Below are 16,002 nucleotides of genomic sequence, written 5' to 3' on the forward strand. Positions count from 1 at the left end.
AGAGGTTTATCATGGCGACAGAAATTGAATCTTTGTTGGAATATGCCTTGAATGTTGGTGCCAGTGAATTGATTATCACGGAAGGTGCCCCCTCTGCAGTTCGCTTGGCTGGAAAGGTTTGTGCTATTCCCGATGCCCCCGCTATTGAAGTGGGTGGCCTCCGCGAAATCTTGACTTCTATGGATGGCGAATCCGGAACTGTGATGGGCTCCTGGTGCGGATCCAAGTGGCGCGTACGTTATTACCGTGCTGCTCTGGGCAATGCCGCTGTATTCCGCCCGGTTCTTGAAGACTGTCCTGAATTTACTGCTATCGGCGCTCCGGAATCCTTGAACAACTTGCTGGGCTTGAGTTCCGGCTTGGTTGTTTTTGCAGGTCCTTCTTGCAGTGGTAAAACTACCACTGCAACGTCCTATGTTTCTGCGCTTTGCCAGTCTAAGATCCTTCGAGTCAGCTTCTTGAATGGTGCTGAAGAAATTCCTGTGAAGCGCGGCCCCAGTTTGGTTCTGGATGATGCTTCTGGTGATGTTTCCCAGAAGATTGATCAGGCTCTTCGCAGTGGCACGGACTTGATTTGGCTTGGGGATTTCGACGGAAAGACCCTGATTCCGATTTTGCATGCAGCAGAAGCAGGCGCTCTTGTTGTCTTGAATGTGACTGCTGGCAATGCCGTAGGCGTTCTTGATGCATTGCTCTCTTCTGAATCTGCTGAAAATCGCGACCTGGTCCGCAACATGCTGGCCTCTGTACTTAAGGCTATTGTGGTTCAGCGATTGTTGCCGTCTACTCAGGGTGGCAGCACTGCAGCATGGGAAATCCTTTATGGTACCCAGAATGTGGCTGCTCGAATTCGTGGTGGCGAACACTTCACCTTGCCTTCTATCATTGCCGCTTCTGCAGCAGATGGCATGATGCTGATGGACGACTGCATCAATAGTCTTGTGCAGTCTGGTTATGTCGCAGCAGAGGATGCTTCCAGATATGTGGCTAATCCCGCACGTCTTGGCTAAATCATCCTTTAGGGTGGTTAGGATGGCGGCCTCCGTGGCTGCCTTTTCGGCGTTGGCAGTAACTGCATTTGCCCAAGATAAAACTGCGGCAGATGCAGAACTCATGCTGAGCGCTTTTGATGCGACAGAAACTGCTTCGGTTGAAACAGTGAGGGATTCTGTTGTGAATGAATCCGAGGTTATTGACTCCGTTCCGGAGACAGCCTTTGTTCCTGTTGCAGAACCTGTTGTTTCAACAAAACCTGCATTAAAGACTGTTCTCTACCTTAGTGGTGGTGAACGTTCTACCTGGTTCCATTTGGGCGTGCTCTACGCTATTGAAGAATACGGTATCCCTGTTGATTCTGTGGTTGGTACTTCCTGGGGTGCCTGGATTGGTTCCCTGTGGGCTAAGGGGGTTCCTCTGGATGAAATCCAGAGAATCATGAAGGACCCAGCAATTGCATCCTACGTGGGTCATGATCTTTCCGATCCGACAAACAAGCTGGGCTATGATAACCGCGATGCTTTCGAATTGCCTATTTCAAAAAAGGGAATCCCCAGTCTCCGTCAGCGTTTCACCATGAACGTTGATGAACAACTTCAGGTAACTCGCGAGAAAAAATCCCTGTACCCGGATACCATGGGTGTTAAGCGTTCTATCGCGAAATTGCGTTTTCAGGAAACCCTTTATCGTCAAGATGTGATTTTCAGGATTCCGTTCTCGGTGCAGGGTTGCGATGGAAAGGACGAGGGCAAACTTTCCGCAAATGTGATTTCTTCGTTGCCTTTGTGGGAAAATGAAGTTTCAGGTGAACTGTGCCCTCATTACGCTTTGCCGGTAGAAGATAATGCTGCGGAATTTCCGATCATCGTTGTGGCAGACCCTTTGCGAGGAACCTTAACGGGTGATTCTCGTTCCAAGCTTTTGAAACAAATGGCTGGAGCGAACTTGAACAATTTGCCGGGATCAACTGTTCGTCCGCACACCGTTTTGGACACGTCTTACACGGCTATGATTCAACTTGGTTTTTCAAGTTTTGAACACAATCTTTCTGATTTTGCGCCTTTTACAAACCGCCGTGTTTCTTATAAGGACCTGTTTGGTGGTAAGGACGTAAGGAAGTCCTGGTTTAAGTTCAATCCGACTTTCGACAGTTTGTCTTCAGAAACCCATAGTGCGGTGAAGACGTATTGGGATGATTCCGATACGGGCCTGGTCGCTTTGGAACATTTCGCTGAAAAAATCCTGCAGCGTCCCGGTTATGACTCTCTGGATTTTGATATGTTGCCTTCTGGTGACTTGATGGTTTCTGCGGCTGTTCATCCCACCTTTGATGTGGCTGTGGGTGGGTTTGGTTCCAATGCCTTGGGTGCTAATGCGTACTTTGAAGGAACGATGAATTTTGTGAACCAGATGGAAATGGAATTGGTCCTGTCTGGTTTTTGGGGCACCTCGTCCTATGGCGTTCAACCTCGTTTAAATGTTTCAAAGCTTTGGAGCAAACATTGGGGACTTCAGTTCGGTTACGATTACCTTATGCTGCGTCCGTTGAAGACTTACAATAATGATCTTCGTGGCGAGTATCGAATCGTATCGGAAGAACGCAGCGATTTCTCCATGACTGTTGTTTATGACGTAGACGTAAATCAAAAAGTTTCTGCGAACTTCTTGTTTGGCAATCGTACTTTTGAATTGAATCCCATTTATTATGGTTACGATGGTGTCAAAACCTTCCCGGTGTCGCCGAGCCTGAATTATGAATATTTGAATGGCGATGATGACCAATGGTTTTCTCAAAAGGGTTTTGCGGCTCATGCTTCTGCAGGCTTGCAGTCCATCGGGTTTAATTTCGGAATAAGCGACTTGATTCCGATTTACTGGAAATTCTCTGGTGATTTACGTTATTCCGTATCTCCGAAACCATTCGCGACCTTTACTGCGGGGGTTGCAGCGGCAATCGAACGTTATCGTCAGGAAGGCCATGGCTACGTGAGCCCGAAATCTTTTGAATACGCACCTTTGGATATTGCCTACCGTTATCACGCCCAGGTTACCCCCTGGTCAACAGAGTGGTATAACGAGGAACTGTCTTCCCATGAGTATGCCTTGATTCGCGGTAGCGCAGCCTTGCATAGCAAGTATTTTGGCCTGTGGTTGTTCGCTGCCTATTATCACGACTTTGAAGATAGTCCTTATGCCAAGTTGTCCAAGAACAAGTTTGTCATTGAACCCGCGCTTCGTCTGTCGTACAAATCCCTGGACATTTATGCGGGCATGAATCGCATTGTGGATAAGGATGGCTTCAGTGGCATAACCGATTTTGGTAACTATACCTACTTTGTCCGTTTCGGCAATTACCAATTCTAGTATCCGCTTGTATACAAAAAATATTTGAGCCACTCTAGCAATTAGGTTGGGCCATTTCTAAAATTGACAAAAAATTTAAGAAGGCCCTTTTATGCAGTCTAAAGTGCAAGTCAAAGATCGCTCCCTTTTGAGTCTTTCTTGGCCCTTGTTCATAACGTTTGGTATCGCAACCTGCCAACCGATGATGGACAGTTGGTTCCTTTCCCGCACTTCTGAAACTGCTGCGGCCGGTGTTGGTGCCCTGGGCCCTATTCTTGGTGCCATTTTTATGGCTATTACCGCCTTCTCTCAGGCGGGCGCAAGTATCGCCTCTCAATTCATGGGTGCGGAACGTCCCAAACAGGCCGGCACCACCCAGACTATGGTTCTTCTGGGTAGCTTGCTTTTAGGTGTTGCTATCATGCTGGTGACTATTCCGCTGGCAGGAAACATTGTCAACTGGATGGGCCTTACGGGAGACGCTGCCAAGTACGGTTACGAGTTCATGTTCATCGTTTCCTTTGGCTTTGCGTTCCGTTCCTTGCAAACGACGCTGACCTCCTTGATTGCAACCCACGGCCTTACCGGCTGGAACTTGATCGGAAACATTATCACCATCGTTTCCAATGCCATCATGAATGTGATTTTCCTGAATGGATACTTCGGCCTGCCTTGCATGGGCGTAAAGGGTGTTGCTCTCGCCACCATGCTTTCCTGGCTGATTTCTTCCGTAGTGCTTTATGCGATTCTCAAGTACAAGGTTCATCATAAGATTCGTAGCACAGACTTCAAACGCTCCTGCGTGATTCTTCCGGACTGGATTCGCATTGGCGTACCTGCCGCCGTGGAACCGGTCAGCTTCCAGATTTTCCAGGTGGTGCTTACGGCCATCATCGTGCATTTGGGCATTACTGCCATGACGGCGAGAATCTTTGCGGCAAACTTCGCCATGCTTGCGGTTATTTTAAGTGTGGGGTTGAGTAGTGGTAGCCAGATTCTTGTAGCTCACTTGGTGGGCGCCCATGATTTCGACAAGGCCAACCGCCGTTTACACCAGAGCCTTGCTGCGGGCTGTTCTAGCAGCTTGATCGTAGCCATTATCGTTGCGATTTTTGGAACGGAATTAATGTCCCTTTATTCCATTGATCCTGAAATCCAGAGGTTGGGCAGGATTTGCCTTTGGTGCGACGTTGCTCTCCAACCTTTCAAGGCCGCCAACATGACCATCACTTCTGCACTTCGTGCTTCCGGTGATTCCAAGTTCCCCGCGATTGTGGGCTCCACCATGATGTGGACCTTGGGCCTTGGCACGGCACTTCTTCTGGGCTTTGGCTTAGATCTTGGTCTTGCCGGTATTTGGCTGGGCATGGCTGCCGATGAATTCTATCGCTCCATCGTGAACTACATCCGTTGGCGCGGCGGTCGCTGGAAAGAACTGGGCGTCGTTTAGTGCCTTAGCTATAGTTTGAAAAAAGCCCGGGGCGATTGCCTCGGGTTTTAAATTGTTACTCCGGTATCGTCCGGGGTTCTGTATTACAACTGCGGTGCGCCGGTTTTTGCGCGGTTCTTTGCGGCAACGTCCTTGTACTTGTTGTGGTCGGCCAGGTTGTCGCTGAAGAAGTGGGTCATAGATCCGTCATCCTTGGCTACAAAATACAATGCCTTGGTTTCTGCAGGGTAGAGTGCTGCGGTAATTGCCTTGCGACCCGGATTGGAAATGGGACCCGGCATCAATCCAGGGAATTTGCGGGTGTTGTAAGGACTGTCGCTGTTCAACTGGCTCTTGTAGATGGGACCGGTCAAATTCTTGAAGATGAATCTTACGGTGGGGTCGGCACCCAGAGGCATGCCGATGCGGAGGCGGTTGTGGAACACGCCTGCAATGATGGGACGTTCGTCCGGCATACCGGTTTCTTCTTCCACCACGCTGGCCAGGGTCAACACGCGGTGCCAGTTGCCAAGGGTTTCCCATTTGGAGCCGGACTTCAGGTTGGCCTTCAGTTCGTCACGGAGCTTCAAGTTGGCTGCCACCATCTGCTTCAGGATCACTTCTTCATCGGCGTCGATGGGGAAGGGGTAGGTGTCCGGCAGCAGGTAGCCTTCCAAGCTGTTTGCTTCGAGACCCAGCTTGCGGGCGAACTTCGGGTCCTGGACCAGCTTGTTCCAGCGGTCCTCGTCCAGGTTCGGGTAAGCCTTTTTGACATAGGCTGGGATTTCCCAGGAGGCTCGACCTTCGGGGATGGTCACCTTACGAACGGCAATCTTGCCACTGGCGATGATGTCCAGAACCTGTTCCAGGGACTGTCCCTTGGGAATTTCGTACCAACCGGCCTTCAAGGACGGGTTCTTTTTACGGACAACCAGCTTATAGGCCACCTCGTCGTCCCAAATTCCGTTCTGTTTGAGGATCTGGAAAACCTTGGTGGGGGAGCTGCCCTTGGGGACCTGGATAAGCACGGAATCCTGATTTTGGGCTGTTGCGCCCATTCTGGAGTTCACGGAAGAGTACCCAAAAAAGGCGATTAGGGCCAAAATGGCGACAAAAACAAGTAAAATCTTCTTCATACACTAAAAATTTAAAAGAAAAATTACCGAAATGGAAAAATAAAAGGTATATTCCTATTGCATTTTGAATTTTTACCATGTTTCTAAGGAAGAGATTATGAAAAAGGTATTGGTAATTGCTCTCGTTCTTATGGTCGGCGTTTCCTTTGGTGCCGGCAAGAAGGTCAAGTCCAAGCTGGGCGATATCGACCTGACTAAGGAAAAAGACGGCGGTGCTGTTGTTTGTACCGCAGGCTTCAATGATGAACTTACCATCGTTAAGGACGGTGAAACCGAAGTGCTCGTTAAGGGTAACTGCGGTCAGGGTTGGGTTCCCAAGTCCAAGATTGAATACGTTGCACAGCTCGCTGGCGATAAGTCCATGAAGTTGGAAGGTGTGGACGTGGTCGGTTGGCTCGATAACCCGTCTGCAGTGTTCGTGTTGGAAAACGATGACCTTGACTTCGACGGCGTGAACATCGACCGTGACTTTAAGGAATACCTCCAGCACACTATGGACCGTGAACAGACCGAAATGCGCAACAACGAAAACTAATCGCTGTTGAACATCTCAAGAGTTTAAAGAAAGCTCCGCTTCGGCGGGGCTTTTTTGTTTTTGGAACTTTTTGCTCCGCTTTGCGTGATTATTTTCACGTTGTCTACCGCTGTAACCGAATTTACTTGGAGTAAGTTTTAAATAGCGTGGAAAAAAGGGCTTCCTTATATATTTTTTTGCTCGTTGGTTAGGGTTTTCTTGATAAAAAACGAGGAAATATGTTTGGTTCTAAGGTATTAGGCGTTACCGCCCTCTCTTTGGCTTTGGCCGCTTCCGCTTTTGGTCGAGTAGGTCCTGTTAGCCAGTATGGTCAGCTTCAGGCTGGCAAGAATTCCAGTGGCAAGGGCCAGATTTACGGTGCTTGCAAGGGCGTAACCTCTGGTAACGAAGTTCAGGTTCAGGGTATGAGCCTTTTCTGGAGTATTTCCAGTGACGTAGGTTCTCCTTTCTGGACAGCAGACTATGTCAAGGGCCTTGTAGATAAACAGAATATTCAGATTATCCGTGCTCCTATGGGAGTTGATGAAGACTGGGGTTCCGGTAACTATTTTACCAACAAGGGTTACTACCAGGGCCTCATGAACACCGTTGTTCAGGCTGCAATTGATAATGATATTTACGTGATTATCGACTACCATTCCCACAAGGCTTCTGACAATGTCAATAACGCTAAGGATTTCTTTGGCTATATGGCCCAGAAGTGGGGAAAGTACGACAACGTCATTTTCGAAGTTTTTAATGAGCCGATTTCCCAAAGTTGGGGTACCATCAAGACTTATGCAGATCAGGTGATTTCTGAAATCCGTAAGTACTCCGATAACCTAATTGTTGTTGGCAACCGTTCTTGGGACCAGTACCCGAATGAAGCTATTTCTGCTCCGATCAGCGATAAGAACGTTGCTTACACATTCCACTACTACGCAGGTTCCCATTCTACAGGTAACGAAGGCGCAAACGCAGTTCAGGCTATGAACGCAGGCCTTTCCGTGTTTGTGACAGAATGGGGTACCGTGAATGCTGACGGTGACGGTGGCGTGAGCGGATCCAACTCCGGTTGGCTTTCTTGGATGAACCAGCATAAGCTTTCCGGTGCAAACTGGGCTGTTTCCAATAAGAACGAAGGTGCTTCCTACTTTAGCGGCTCCGCCTGGAATTATTCAGAAAGTGGTAAATGGGTAAACGAAAACATCTTTAGCAAACTGCCTAAGTCTTATTCTGCATGTTCCGCTGGCGGCAACACTCCTGCATCTAGCAGCTCTGTGGCAAGTTCTTCCAGCTCTTTGCCGGCAGGTTACACTGATTATATCGATGACTTTGAAGACGGCGACTCCTTGGCATTTACAGGTGGCATCTGGTATGCCTATACCGATAAGGATGATCTTGGTGGATCCTCCATCACCAATACTTCCAATAAGGATGCTAAAGAAAATTCTGGCTACGATGTAGTTGTCAATGGCGATAACAACACCAAGGGCATGGGTGCCATTACCGGTATCAAGCTTGTCCAAGGGCAGAATAAGTATGAACCTTACGTGGCATTGGGCATCAAGCTGAATGCCGATGAAACTGCCTACGATCTTTCTGCTTGCAAGACTATTTCTTACAAGTACAAGGGTGCCGGCCATAATTTCAAGGTGGAGGACACTGCCGTCAAGGATTATGCCTTCCACCAGATTTCCAAGACGTCTTCCACTTCTTGGACGCAGGCAAATGTTCCTTGGGATATGTTGAATCAGCCTTCCTGGACAAGTGATCCCGTTACTCTTTCTCAGAAGAGAATTACAAAGTTCACATGGGAAGTGAAGGGTGACTTGAAGGGTTCTCAGCCTTCTCCTAACTACCTTTATATCGACGATGTTCGTTGCAACGGCCTTGCCATTAAGCCTGTGGTTGCTAAGCCTGCTTCTAGCTCCAGTTCTGCTCCGAAATCTTCTTCTAGCTCTGTGAAGAGCAGCAGTTCTTCGACACCTTCCAGCAGCTCTCGTACACCTATCGTCACCAACGTAGCCTTGACCAGCAACAATGCAACACAGAGTGTTACAGCCGGCAATGCAATCAAGAATATCACATACACCGTCACCAACGGCACATCCGCCACGGTTACTGGATTGCCTCAGGGCCTGCAAGGCGTTTTGTCAAGCGACAAGAAGACCTTTACCATCAGCGGTACTGTAGATGCATCCCTTGCAACCAAGGATTACGCATTCACCGTAACTGTGGCCGGTGTGGATAACAACTCTACGGCTACTGGCGTAATCAAGGTGACTCGAGCACCTATCGTCACCAGTGTGGCCTTGACCAGCAACAATGCAACACAGAGTGTTACAGCCGGCAATGCAATCAAGAATATCACATACACCGTCACCAACGGCACATCCGCCACGGTTACTGGATTGCCTCAGGGCCTGCAAGGCGTTTTGTCAAGCGACAAGAAGACCTTTACCATCAGCGGTACAGTAGATGCCTCCCTTGCAACCAAGGACTACGCGTTCACCGTAACTGTGACCGGTGTGGATAACAACTCTACGGCTACTGGCGTAATCAAGGTGACTGAGGTGCCCAAGTCTTCCAGTTCTGTGAAGTCCTCTAGCTCTGTTGCGCCGAGCTCCAGTAGCGAAACGCCGATTGTTTCTTCTAGCAGCGAAGCTTTGGCAGAGTCCTCCTCCAGTAGCTCTGAAGTACAATCTTCTTCCTCTGAGATTTCCTCCAGTAGTGTAGCAACTTATGTAGTGACTGGCAGCCTGGAACAAAGTGTTGTAAGAGGCGGGACGATTGAAACCGTCGTCATTACGGGCGTGAACACTTATTCCCGTAAGTCTTGGATCATCAACTTCCTGACGTTCCCGCAGAATGTTGCCGATGACAATACGATCACTATTTCTGGTGTACTTCAGTCTTGGGGCCCAGAAGGCGATTACACTGAAACGCTAGAGGTGAATGGAGAAAAAATCTACTTCACGCTCCATGTTCTTCCCAAGCCTGTTTCTAGTTCTTCTGTGGAATCCAGCAGTTCTGTTGTATCCAGTTCTAGCAGCGAAATTCCGGCAGAGTCCTCCTCCAGTGACATCCCGGACGCTGACCTGGAACTTTCTTCCAGTTCCGTGGTATCTCAGGCACTTGCAGTAAATATGGCTGGCGCCTTCAAGATGAGCTTTGCAAACAATCAGTTGACTCTTTCCATGGTCAAGTCCTCAACCGTCTCCGTGCAGGTGTTCGACATGATGGGTAACATGGTTATGTCTCAGCAGGTTGCTACATCAGGAAACGCAGTTGTTCCCATGAACAATATGCGCCAAGGCAACTATATGGTTCGTGTCATAGATGGTAGCGCTGCTCAGGTGGCTCGAATCTCCATCAAGTAAACATGATTCACAAATAGGACTTCAATTCCTCCATGAGGCTTCGCTCCTAAATGGGCGGGGCCTCTTTTTTTTTGACCAACGAGGTAAAATCTCTGCGATATTTAACTTTTTATGCATGTATATGCATATTTGCATAAAAAGTTTGGCTAAACGCTGCAAAAACTAATAGGCTTTTTCTATATTACGACCCATGAAATTTTCAAAAGGTGTAAAAGACGGTCTGCCCATTGGCATTGGATACTTTGCTGTGTCCTTTGCCTTTGGTATCAACGCTGGCGCCGCTTTGAATTCCTGGCTGTTGGCAACCTTTATTTCCATGACCAACTTGACTTCTGCAGGTCAGTTTGCCGGTCTCAAGATTATGTCCAGCGCTACAGGTACTTTGATCGAACTTGCCATTGCCAGCTTCTTCATCAATCTCCGCTATTCCTTGATGGCTATTTCCCTTTCCCAAAAGGTGACTCCTAGTTTCAATACTGCAAAGCGTCTTTTGCTGGCTACCGGTATTACCGATGAAATTTATGCAGTCTCCATGGCCCAAAAGGAAAAGGTGAATCCGTTGTATTTCCTCGGTCTTATGACGCTTCCTTACATTGGCTGGAGTGGCGGTACATTGACTGGCGCCGTTTGCGGACAGATTCTCCCGGACATGGTGGTAAATGCTTTGGGCGTTGCCTTGTACGGAATGTTCATTGCCATCGTTGTTCCTCCCATGAAGTCTGATCGCCCCACTTTGATTGCCGTCCTTATTGCCATTGCCCTGAGCTTTGCTTTCTTCTATGCACCCGTGCTTCGCGATGTAAGTTCCGGCTTTGCCATTATCATTTGCGCAGTGGTTGCTTCCCTTGTTTGTGCAGCACTGTTCCCTGTGAAGGATAATGCAGGTGAGTCGAACAACTCCGACAATGAATCCACCTCTTCCAAGGAGACGGTGTAATGATCGACTTCAATACTTACATTGAATTCCTTGCAGTGATGGCTGGTGTCACTTACCTTTTGCGCGCGGTTCCCTTTGTTCTTTTGAAAAAGGAATTGAAGAGCCCCTTCTGGAAATCCTTCCTGGCCTACATTCCCTACACGGTTTTGAGTGCAATGACGGTGCCTGCAATTTTCTATGCTACCGAAAGCCGCCTTTCCGGCATTCTTGCCTTGGTGACTGCCACAATCGCTTCTTTGCTTGGCCGAGGCCTTGTAGTGGTTGCTGTGGTGGCTTGCGTTACCGTTCTTTTTGTAGACGGACTTCTGTAATCTCCAAAGTTTTCTAACTTAAGCCGTACTTATGTTGGAAGAACAGTGGAAAAAGATTAATGAACTTTGCGACAAGTTGTCCAAGGTCACCTACGAAAATCTGACGAAGATTATCCGTCTTAACCAGACGGGAAGTTCTTCTGCTGCACAAAAGCTGGATGACAGTTTCCAGAATGATATTGATGCCTGGATGGGTGGCGGCACTTGTTTCAGCATGACTTGGCATCTGTATCAAACCTTTACGGACATGGGCTTGAAACCTCGATTGGTGATGGGCCATAAGCGTAAGGAACGTAACATCCACTGCGCCCTCATTTTGCCCGACGAAGAACCCTCCGCATGTCATCCCGGCCTTGTGCCGGGATCTCCCTTCGCGGTCCCTGCCCGCGAATACCTTTTTGACCCGGGCTACTTGATTTTTGAACCCCTGCCTATTCCTCTTCCACCTCCCTTTGGAACAGGTTCTGCATTTTTTCCGTTGGTTCCCAACTGCGTGCGCCTAGACCGCCCCAACAACGAATCCATGGAACTTTGGACGGGTGGTGCTGGCGCTCCCATGAAGCTTCGTTTTGATTATCCGGTGGAAGGTGTTTCCGTAGAAGAATTCAAACAGCATTGGAACGAAAGCTTCTATCGCGAAATGATGACCTATCCGGTTCTTAATCGTCTGGATCGTGAAAAGGGAATTCAATATTATTACCAAAAAGGAAATTTGGTGACCCGTGATGCCAATGGATCCCGCATGGAAAAGATTGAAGCTCCGAACCGTGTTGAAACATTGAGCCGTATTTTTGGTCTAAAGCCGGAGCTTATTGACCAGGCATTGGGTATTTTGGACAAATAATTATATATTAGAAGAGTTCAATCTCAGGAGTATATATGAAAAAACTCGCTCTTTCTCTCTTGGCCGCAGCCTCCCTTTTCTTTATGGGTTGTGGTGCCTCCAAACTTGAAATGCAGGAACAGTCTTCCATGTGTGATGTCATGGTTGAAGTTCGTCAGGTACTGAATGACACCATTAGCTTGTATGTGGGAAATACGTTCTACCTCAATGCAAAGCAGGTTATTGCCGACGACATGTATCCTCTCTATGCAAGCACCCGCGACCCGGCTGAAATTGAAAAGCCCGCTGCAACCAATGTCATCAACAGCGACGAAGAATTCCTGAACTACCTCCGCCGTGCAGCTCCCCAGATGACTCAGATTGGTTTGGTTATCGGTTCTACGGCTGCAAACGAAATCGGTTTTGATGAAGGCGAAACTGTTGCAAAGATGACAAAGATTTTCCAGAAGATGGGTGGCGGTTCCTTGATCCTCTTCCATGATAATGCGGAAGGTGAACTCACCGACATGAAGAAATTGTTCTAGTCAAAACAGATTTTCTCAAAATAGAAGTGCCCAAAGCCTCTGCTTTGGGCATTTTTGCGTATAGTATGTCACGGTTTTTTGCAATGTAAAGAAAACCTTAAAAAACTGGTTTTTGAGAATGTATATTAAAATTCAATCGAAAAAGGTTAGGAGGTTTAATTATGAATAAAATGGTCAAGGCCACTCTTGTTAGCGCTGCTGTTGTCGCAGGCTGTTTCTTTAGCGCATGCTCGGAATCGACTCCGACTAACGGCGATGTTGCTGAATTGCCGCAGAGCGATTCTGAATCCCTTGTTGTCATGAGCAAGGCTGATCTGGATAAGATCAGTACATATGAGGACAGTCTTTGTGATGAAGATGATGCGTCCTGCGAAGAAGAAGATGTTTACCCGATGTTTTCGATTGTCGCCAAGAGGATTATGGATCCTCATGAAAGGGATAAATCTACTTACGAGATTTGCTATTACAAGGTTGAATCCCCGGACGCAGAAACAGTAGAGGTATGTCCGGCAAATCTTGACGGTTCCGACTTGTCGGTAAAATTCTACCTGGTTGCGGGTTTAACGTTTGCTGATTCAGGTTATGTCCTTGAATACGGTAAGGTATACTTTGGCGGCATCGACCTGACGGACGGAATTGTTGTTAGAAAGAATGCGGTTCAGCTCCCTCCGGGTCGTTTTACCTTGTGGATTTCTATCGATGATAACCTGAAAAAAATTGCCAGCTTCCGAATGTCGGCAACTGTGGATGTTGTTTCCGAAAATGCGGTCGCCCATTTCTTTGACGACGATGGCAAGGAAATTGTCGAGAGGCGTGCTGACTATGACTTTGTTGGGGAAGGTCTGCTTGCCGATGAACTGACCCTATCCAACCTTGTTCCGGTGTATGTTTCGGCTCTGTCGAGCACAGCAGATGGAAAACTGCTTATGAACCCGTATAATGCTGTGGACGTAGAATATACTTTGCATGTTGAAGAACCGGTCCATCTGTATAAACGTGTAGGTGGAGAATACAGCGAAATCTACCAATCAAGCGTTCTTAGAATTGGATCTTCCGGAGTTGACACTATTTACGTGGCTGCGTTCTCGAAGGATGTTGACGGTGAAACCCTTGATGCACACTTGAGTGTTGTCGGCGGAAACCGTACTGCGAATATAGTCTTCAAGAAACCGTAACTACTTCATTCGCTTCCATTCACGGCGTAGCATAAATATGCCGATGAAAGCTGTTCCCACGTCTGCAACGGGCTGTGCGCAGAACACGCCCGTAAGGCCGAAGAACAGGGGAAGAATCAACAAGAATGGAATAAACAAAATCAATTGACGGCAGGCGTTCAGGAACATGGAACGACCTGCCTTTCCTGTACCCTGGAAGAAGCTTCCTGCAATCATGCCGAAGGGGACCATGAAAATGGTGCAGGTAAAGAGACGCATGGCCTTGGCTGCCACTTGCTGCATTGTCAAGTCGCCGGGAGCAAAGGGAGCCACAAAGGCTTCGGCCTGCCACTGGACCAGGGCCCATGCGAGAATCATAAATGCCAAGGAATAGATGTAGGCGAACTTTACCACGCCCTTGACGCGGTCAAATAGCTTTGCTCCGTAATTAAAACCGATAATAGGTTGTGTTCCGTTGACGAATCCCAGTAGCGGCATTACGATGATGGAAACAATACTGTTCAGAATACCGAAGGCGGAAATGGCCATGTCGCCACCGCTCATGGTTTCTGTAGCTTTGAGGCTCTGGTTTCCGTAGGTGGTGAGGCTCCATGCCAGAATTGCGTTCATCAGGCTGTTGCAAATCTGCATCACGGAAGGGGGGAGGCCCAGGATGTAAATCTTGCGAACGTAGGGCCAGCGCAACTTCATGTAGCGACGGTTAATCTTGATGGGAGTGGTCTTCTTCAAGAAGAAGTGGGTAATCAAGAGGCTGCTGACCAGCTGGGAACAGATGGTTGCCCAGGCGGCGCCTTCAATACCCCAGTGCAACTTCATGATGAAAACGTAGTCCAAGATCACGTTGGTGCCCGCACCGATGATTTCTCGGAACATGGCTGTCTTGGGGTGGCCCATGGAACGGATAAAGTGGTTCATGCCCGGAGCCACCGTCTGGAAGACAGCGCCAAGCAAAATAATGCGCATGTAGCTTGTAGCCACCGGGAGGGTCTGGTCGCTGGCGCCAAAGAGGCGGAGCAACGGCTCCATGAAGGCTTCGCCCACGGCAAAAGCTCCCACGGCCATGATAATGAGCAATACGAAGGCGTTGTTCAGGATGATGGCGGCCTGTTCGTACTTCTTTTCCCCAAGACGGATGGAAAAGAGGGTGTTGGCGCCTACGCCTACGATCATGGACATGGCCATGATGAAAAGAGCGATGGGGAAGCAGAGGGTGATACCTGCGATACCCAGGCTACCAACGCCCTGGCCCACGAAAAAACGGTCCACTATATTATATAGGGCATTGACCACCATGCTGATGATGGCTGGTACTGAAAACTGCAGAACCAGCTTGGGAATGCTGGCGGTACCGAAGGATTTTAACTTATTTGAATGTAATTCGCTCATTTCGGGGCGCAAGATAGAAAAATAGCCCCCTGGTTGAAAGGGGCCTAAAATTCATGAAAAGCGCATTTTTGTTCAAAAATCGCGATTTTTAGGCGGTTGCGACCTGGTTTCTGCCGTTTTCCTTGGCAATATACAGCAATTTGTCGCATTCGGCGATCATCTGGTCGATTTTACCGATTTCTTCGCCCTGCTTGCTGCAGAGCCCCAGGGAGATTGTCACCGGAATGATGGTGTCCTTCCAGGAGAAACGGTGACGTTCCACGGCGGAACGGAGGCGTTCGGCGCTCTTTTTTGCGTCTTCCGGGCCGATTCCTGCCAGGAGAAGGACGAATTCCTCGCCACCATAGCGGGCCAGGAGGTCGGACTCGCGCTTTTCTTCCTTGAGGATGCGTGCGATTTCCTTGAGGACCATGTCTCCACACTGGTGGCCCCAGGTGTCGTTGACTCGCTTGAAATGGTCAGCGTCCACCATTATAGTATGTACAAAATAGTTGTTGCGACGTGCAAGAGCCAGTTCGCCCAGGCTACGGTCCATGAAGGTGCGGCGGTTGCTGATCTTGGTCAGGGGGTCCATGGTGGCGGCTTCGTACAGTTCTCGGTCAAAAGCTTCTTCAGACGGATCCTTGAAGTCCACCTTGAGCACCATCTTGCCAATCTGCAGACGATTATCGGAGTCCAACTGCATCTTTTGGACGGGGGAACCATCCACAAAGGTCCCGTTGGTGCTGCCCATGTCCTGTACAGTGACATTTCGGCCATCAAAGGTCAGGGAGCAGTGTTTGCGGCTCACAAGCTCGTCGTCCAGCTTGATGTCGGCGTCGGCGCCTCGACCAAGGACTACGGTCCCTTTTTCCAGGGGAATCTGCTTAAACTTGTTCTGGGGGTACAGGACGATCAGGTGCGGTCGCATTTCCACCGTGGAAAACTTAATAGTGTTATTACCGGCTGCGATAGTCTGGTCTAGGTCCTGCATTTGGGGTCTCCGAGTGTCTTACGAAATGGAAATCTAATATAATTTCTGCAA

General features: G+C 48.7%; 13 protein-coding genes. 10 read left to right on the forward strand and 3 right to left on the reverse strand.

Annotated features, from left to right (window positions below; all coding sequences use genetic code 11):
* Positions 1–11 precede the first annotated feature (11 nt).
* The 3 genes from tadA to MJZ25_04275 all read left to right on the forward strand — a co-directional run bounded on the left by tadA (position 12) and on the right by MJZ25_04275 (position 4,789).
* Positions 12–1,010 (forward strand): Flp pilus assembly complex ATPase component TadA, encoded by a 999-nt coding sequence (gene tadA, locus MJZ25_04265; GenBank protein MCQ2123380.1) that lies wholly within the window; start codon positions 12–14, stop codon positions 1,008–1,010.
* Positions 1,011–1,044: 34 nt separating this feature from the next.
* A complete protein-coding gene (locus MJZ25_04270) occupies positions 1,045–3,360 on the forward strand; it encodes a patatin-like phospholipase family protein (protein ID MCQ2123381.1) in 2,316 nt (771 codons plus the stop codon).
* Between the two features lie 91 nt (positions 3,361–3,451).
* Positions 3,452–4,789 (forward strand): MATE family efflux transporter, encoded by a 1,338-nt coding sequence (locus MJZ25_04275; GenBank protein MCQ2123382.1) that lies wholly within the window; start codon positions 3,452–3,454, stop codon positions 4,787–4,789.
* Between the two features lie 83 nt (positions 4,790–4,872).
* Here the strand turns inward: MJZ25_04275 and mltG are convergent, their stop codons facing one another.
* Positions 4,873–5,904: an endolytic transglycosylase MltG gene (gene mltG, locus MJZ25_04280; GenBank protein MCQ2123383.1), complete on the reverse strand. Its 1,032-nt coding sequence runs from the start codon at positions 5,902–5,904 to the stop codon at positions 4,873–4,875.
* Between the two features lie 97 nt (positions 5,905–6,001).
* On the opposite strand from mltG, the gene MJZ25_04285 reads away from it, so the two are divergent.
* From MJZ25_04285 to MJZ25_04315, 7 genes are all read left to right on the forward strand, one after another.
* Positions 6,002–6,439, forward strand: coding sequence for a hypothetical protein (locus MJZ25_04285; protein MCQ2123384.1), 438 nt, complete (start codon positions 6,002–6,004; stop codon positions 6,437–6,439).
* A gap of 218 nt (positions 6,440–6,657) precedes the next feature.
* Positions 6,658–9,801 (forward strand): cellulase family glycosylhydrolase, encoded by a 3,144-nt coding sequence (locus tag MJZ25_04290; protein MCQ2123385.1) that lies wholly within the window; start codon positions 6,658–6,660, stop codon positions 9,799–9,801.
* A 190-nt stretch (positions 9,802–9,991) separates the two neighbouring features.
* Positions 9,992–10,738, forward strand: a complete 747-nt coding sequence (locus MJZ25_04295; GenBank protein MCQ2123386.1) for an AzlC family ABC transporter permease — start codon at positions 9,992–9,994, stop codon at positions 10,736–10,738.
* Positions 10,738–11,049: an AzlD domain-containing protein gene (locus MJZ25_04300; protein MCQ2123387.1), complete on the forward strand. Its 312-nt coding sequence runs from the start codon at positions 10,738–10,740 to the stop codon at positions 11,047–11,049. Before MJZ25_04295 ends, MJZ25_04300 begins: the two co-directional genes overlap by 1 nt.
* Before the next feature lie 31 nt (positions 11,050–11,080).
* Complete coding sequence (locus MJZ25_04305) at positions 11,081–11,893, forward strand: hypothetical protein (GenBank protein ID MCQ2123388.1); 813 nt, start codon at positions 11,081–11,083, stop codon at positions 11,891–11,893.
* A 35-nt stretch (positions 11,894–11,928) separates the two neighbouring features.
* Positions 11,929–12,417 carry a hypothetical protein gene (locus MJZ25_04310; protein MCQ2123389.1) on the forward strand — a complete coding sequence of 163 codons (489 nt, stop codon included), beginning with the start codon at positions 11,929–11,931 and terminating at the stop codon, positions 12,415–12,417.
* Between the two features lie 161 nt (positions 12,418–12,578).
* A complete protein-coding gene (locus MJZ25_04315) occupies positions 12,579–13,592 on the forward strand; it encodes a hypothetical protein (protein MCQ2123390.1) in 1,014 nt (337 codons plus the stop codon).
* On the opposite strand, the gene MJZ25_04320 is transcribed toward MJZ25_04315, so the two are convergent.
* Both MJZ25_04320 and MJZ25_04325 read right to left on the reverse strand, forming a co-directional pair.
* Entirely contained in the window at positions 13,593–14,978 is a 1,386-nt protein-coding gene (locus MJZ25_04320; protein MCQ2123391.1) for an MATE family efflux transporter, read from the reverse strand.
* Positions 14,979–15,066: 88 nt separating this feature from the next.
* Entirely contained in the window at positions 15,067–15,951 is an 885-nt protein-coding gene (locus MJZ25_04325) for a diguanylate cyclase (GenBank protein ID MCQ2123392.1), read from the reverse strand.
* Positions 15,952–16,002: the final 51 nt, after the last annotated feature.

Origin of the sequence: Fibrobacter sp., assembly GCA_024399065.1 — a bacterium.
Lineage (GTDB): Bacteria > Fibrobacterota > Fibrobacteria > Fibrobacterales > Fibrobacteraceae > Fibrobacter.

Bases quoted from the DNA above. Each gene is read 5' to 3' on its own strand.
- tadA (MCQ2123380.1), top strand. From the start codon at position 12: ATGGCGACAGAAATTGAATCTTTGTTGGAATATGCCTTGAATGTTGGT.
- MJZ25_04275 (MCQ2123382.1), top strand. From the start codon at position 3,452: ATGCAGTCTAAAGTGCAAGTCAAAGATCGCTCCCTTTTGAGTCTTTCT.
- mltG (MCQ2123383.1), bottom strand. From the start codon at position 5,904: ATGAAGAAGATTTTACTTGTTTTTGTCGCCATTTTGGCCCTAATCGCC.
- MJZ25_04285 (MCQ2123384.1), top strand. From the start codon at position 6,002: ATGAAAAAGGTATTGGTAATTGCTCTCGTTCTTATGGTCGGCGTTTCC.
- MJZ25_04290 (MCQ2123385.1), top strand. From the start codon at position 6,658: ATGTTTGGTTCTAAGGTATTAGGCGTTACCGCCCTCTCTTTGGCTTTG.
- MJZ25_04295 (MCQ2123386.1), top strand. From the start codon at position 9,992: ATGAAATTTTCAAAAGGTGTAAAAGACGGTCTGCCCATTGGCATTGGA.
- MJZ25_04300 (MCQ2123387.1), top strand. From the start codon at position 10,738: ATGATCGACTTCAATACTTACATTGAATTCCTTGCAGTGATGGCTGGT.
- MJZ25_04305 (MCQ2123388.1), top strand. From the start codon at position 11,081: ATGTTGGAAGAACAGTGGAAAAAGATTAATGAACTTTGCGACAAGTTG.
- MJZ25_04310 (MCQ2123389.1), top strand. From the start codon at position 11,929: ATGAAAAAACTCGCTCTTTCTCTCTTGGCCGCAGCCTCCCTTTTCTTT.
- MJZ25_04315 (MCQ2123390.1), top strand. From the start codon at position 12,579: ATGAATAAAATGGTCAAGGCCACTCTTGTTAGCGCTGCTGTTGTCGCA.
- MJZ25_04320 (MCQ2123391.1), bottom strand. From the start codon at position 14,978: ATGAGCGAATTACATTCAAATAAGTTAAAATCCTTCGGTACCGCCAGC.
- MJZ25_04325 (MCQ2123392.1), bottom strand. From the start codon at position 15,951: ATGCAGGACCTAGACCAGACTATCGCAGCCGGTAATAACACTATTAAG.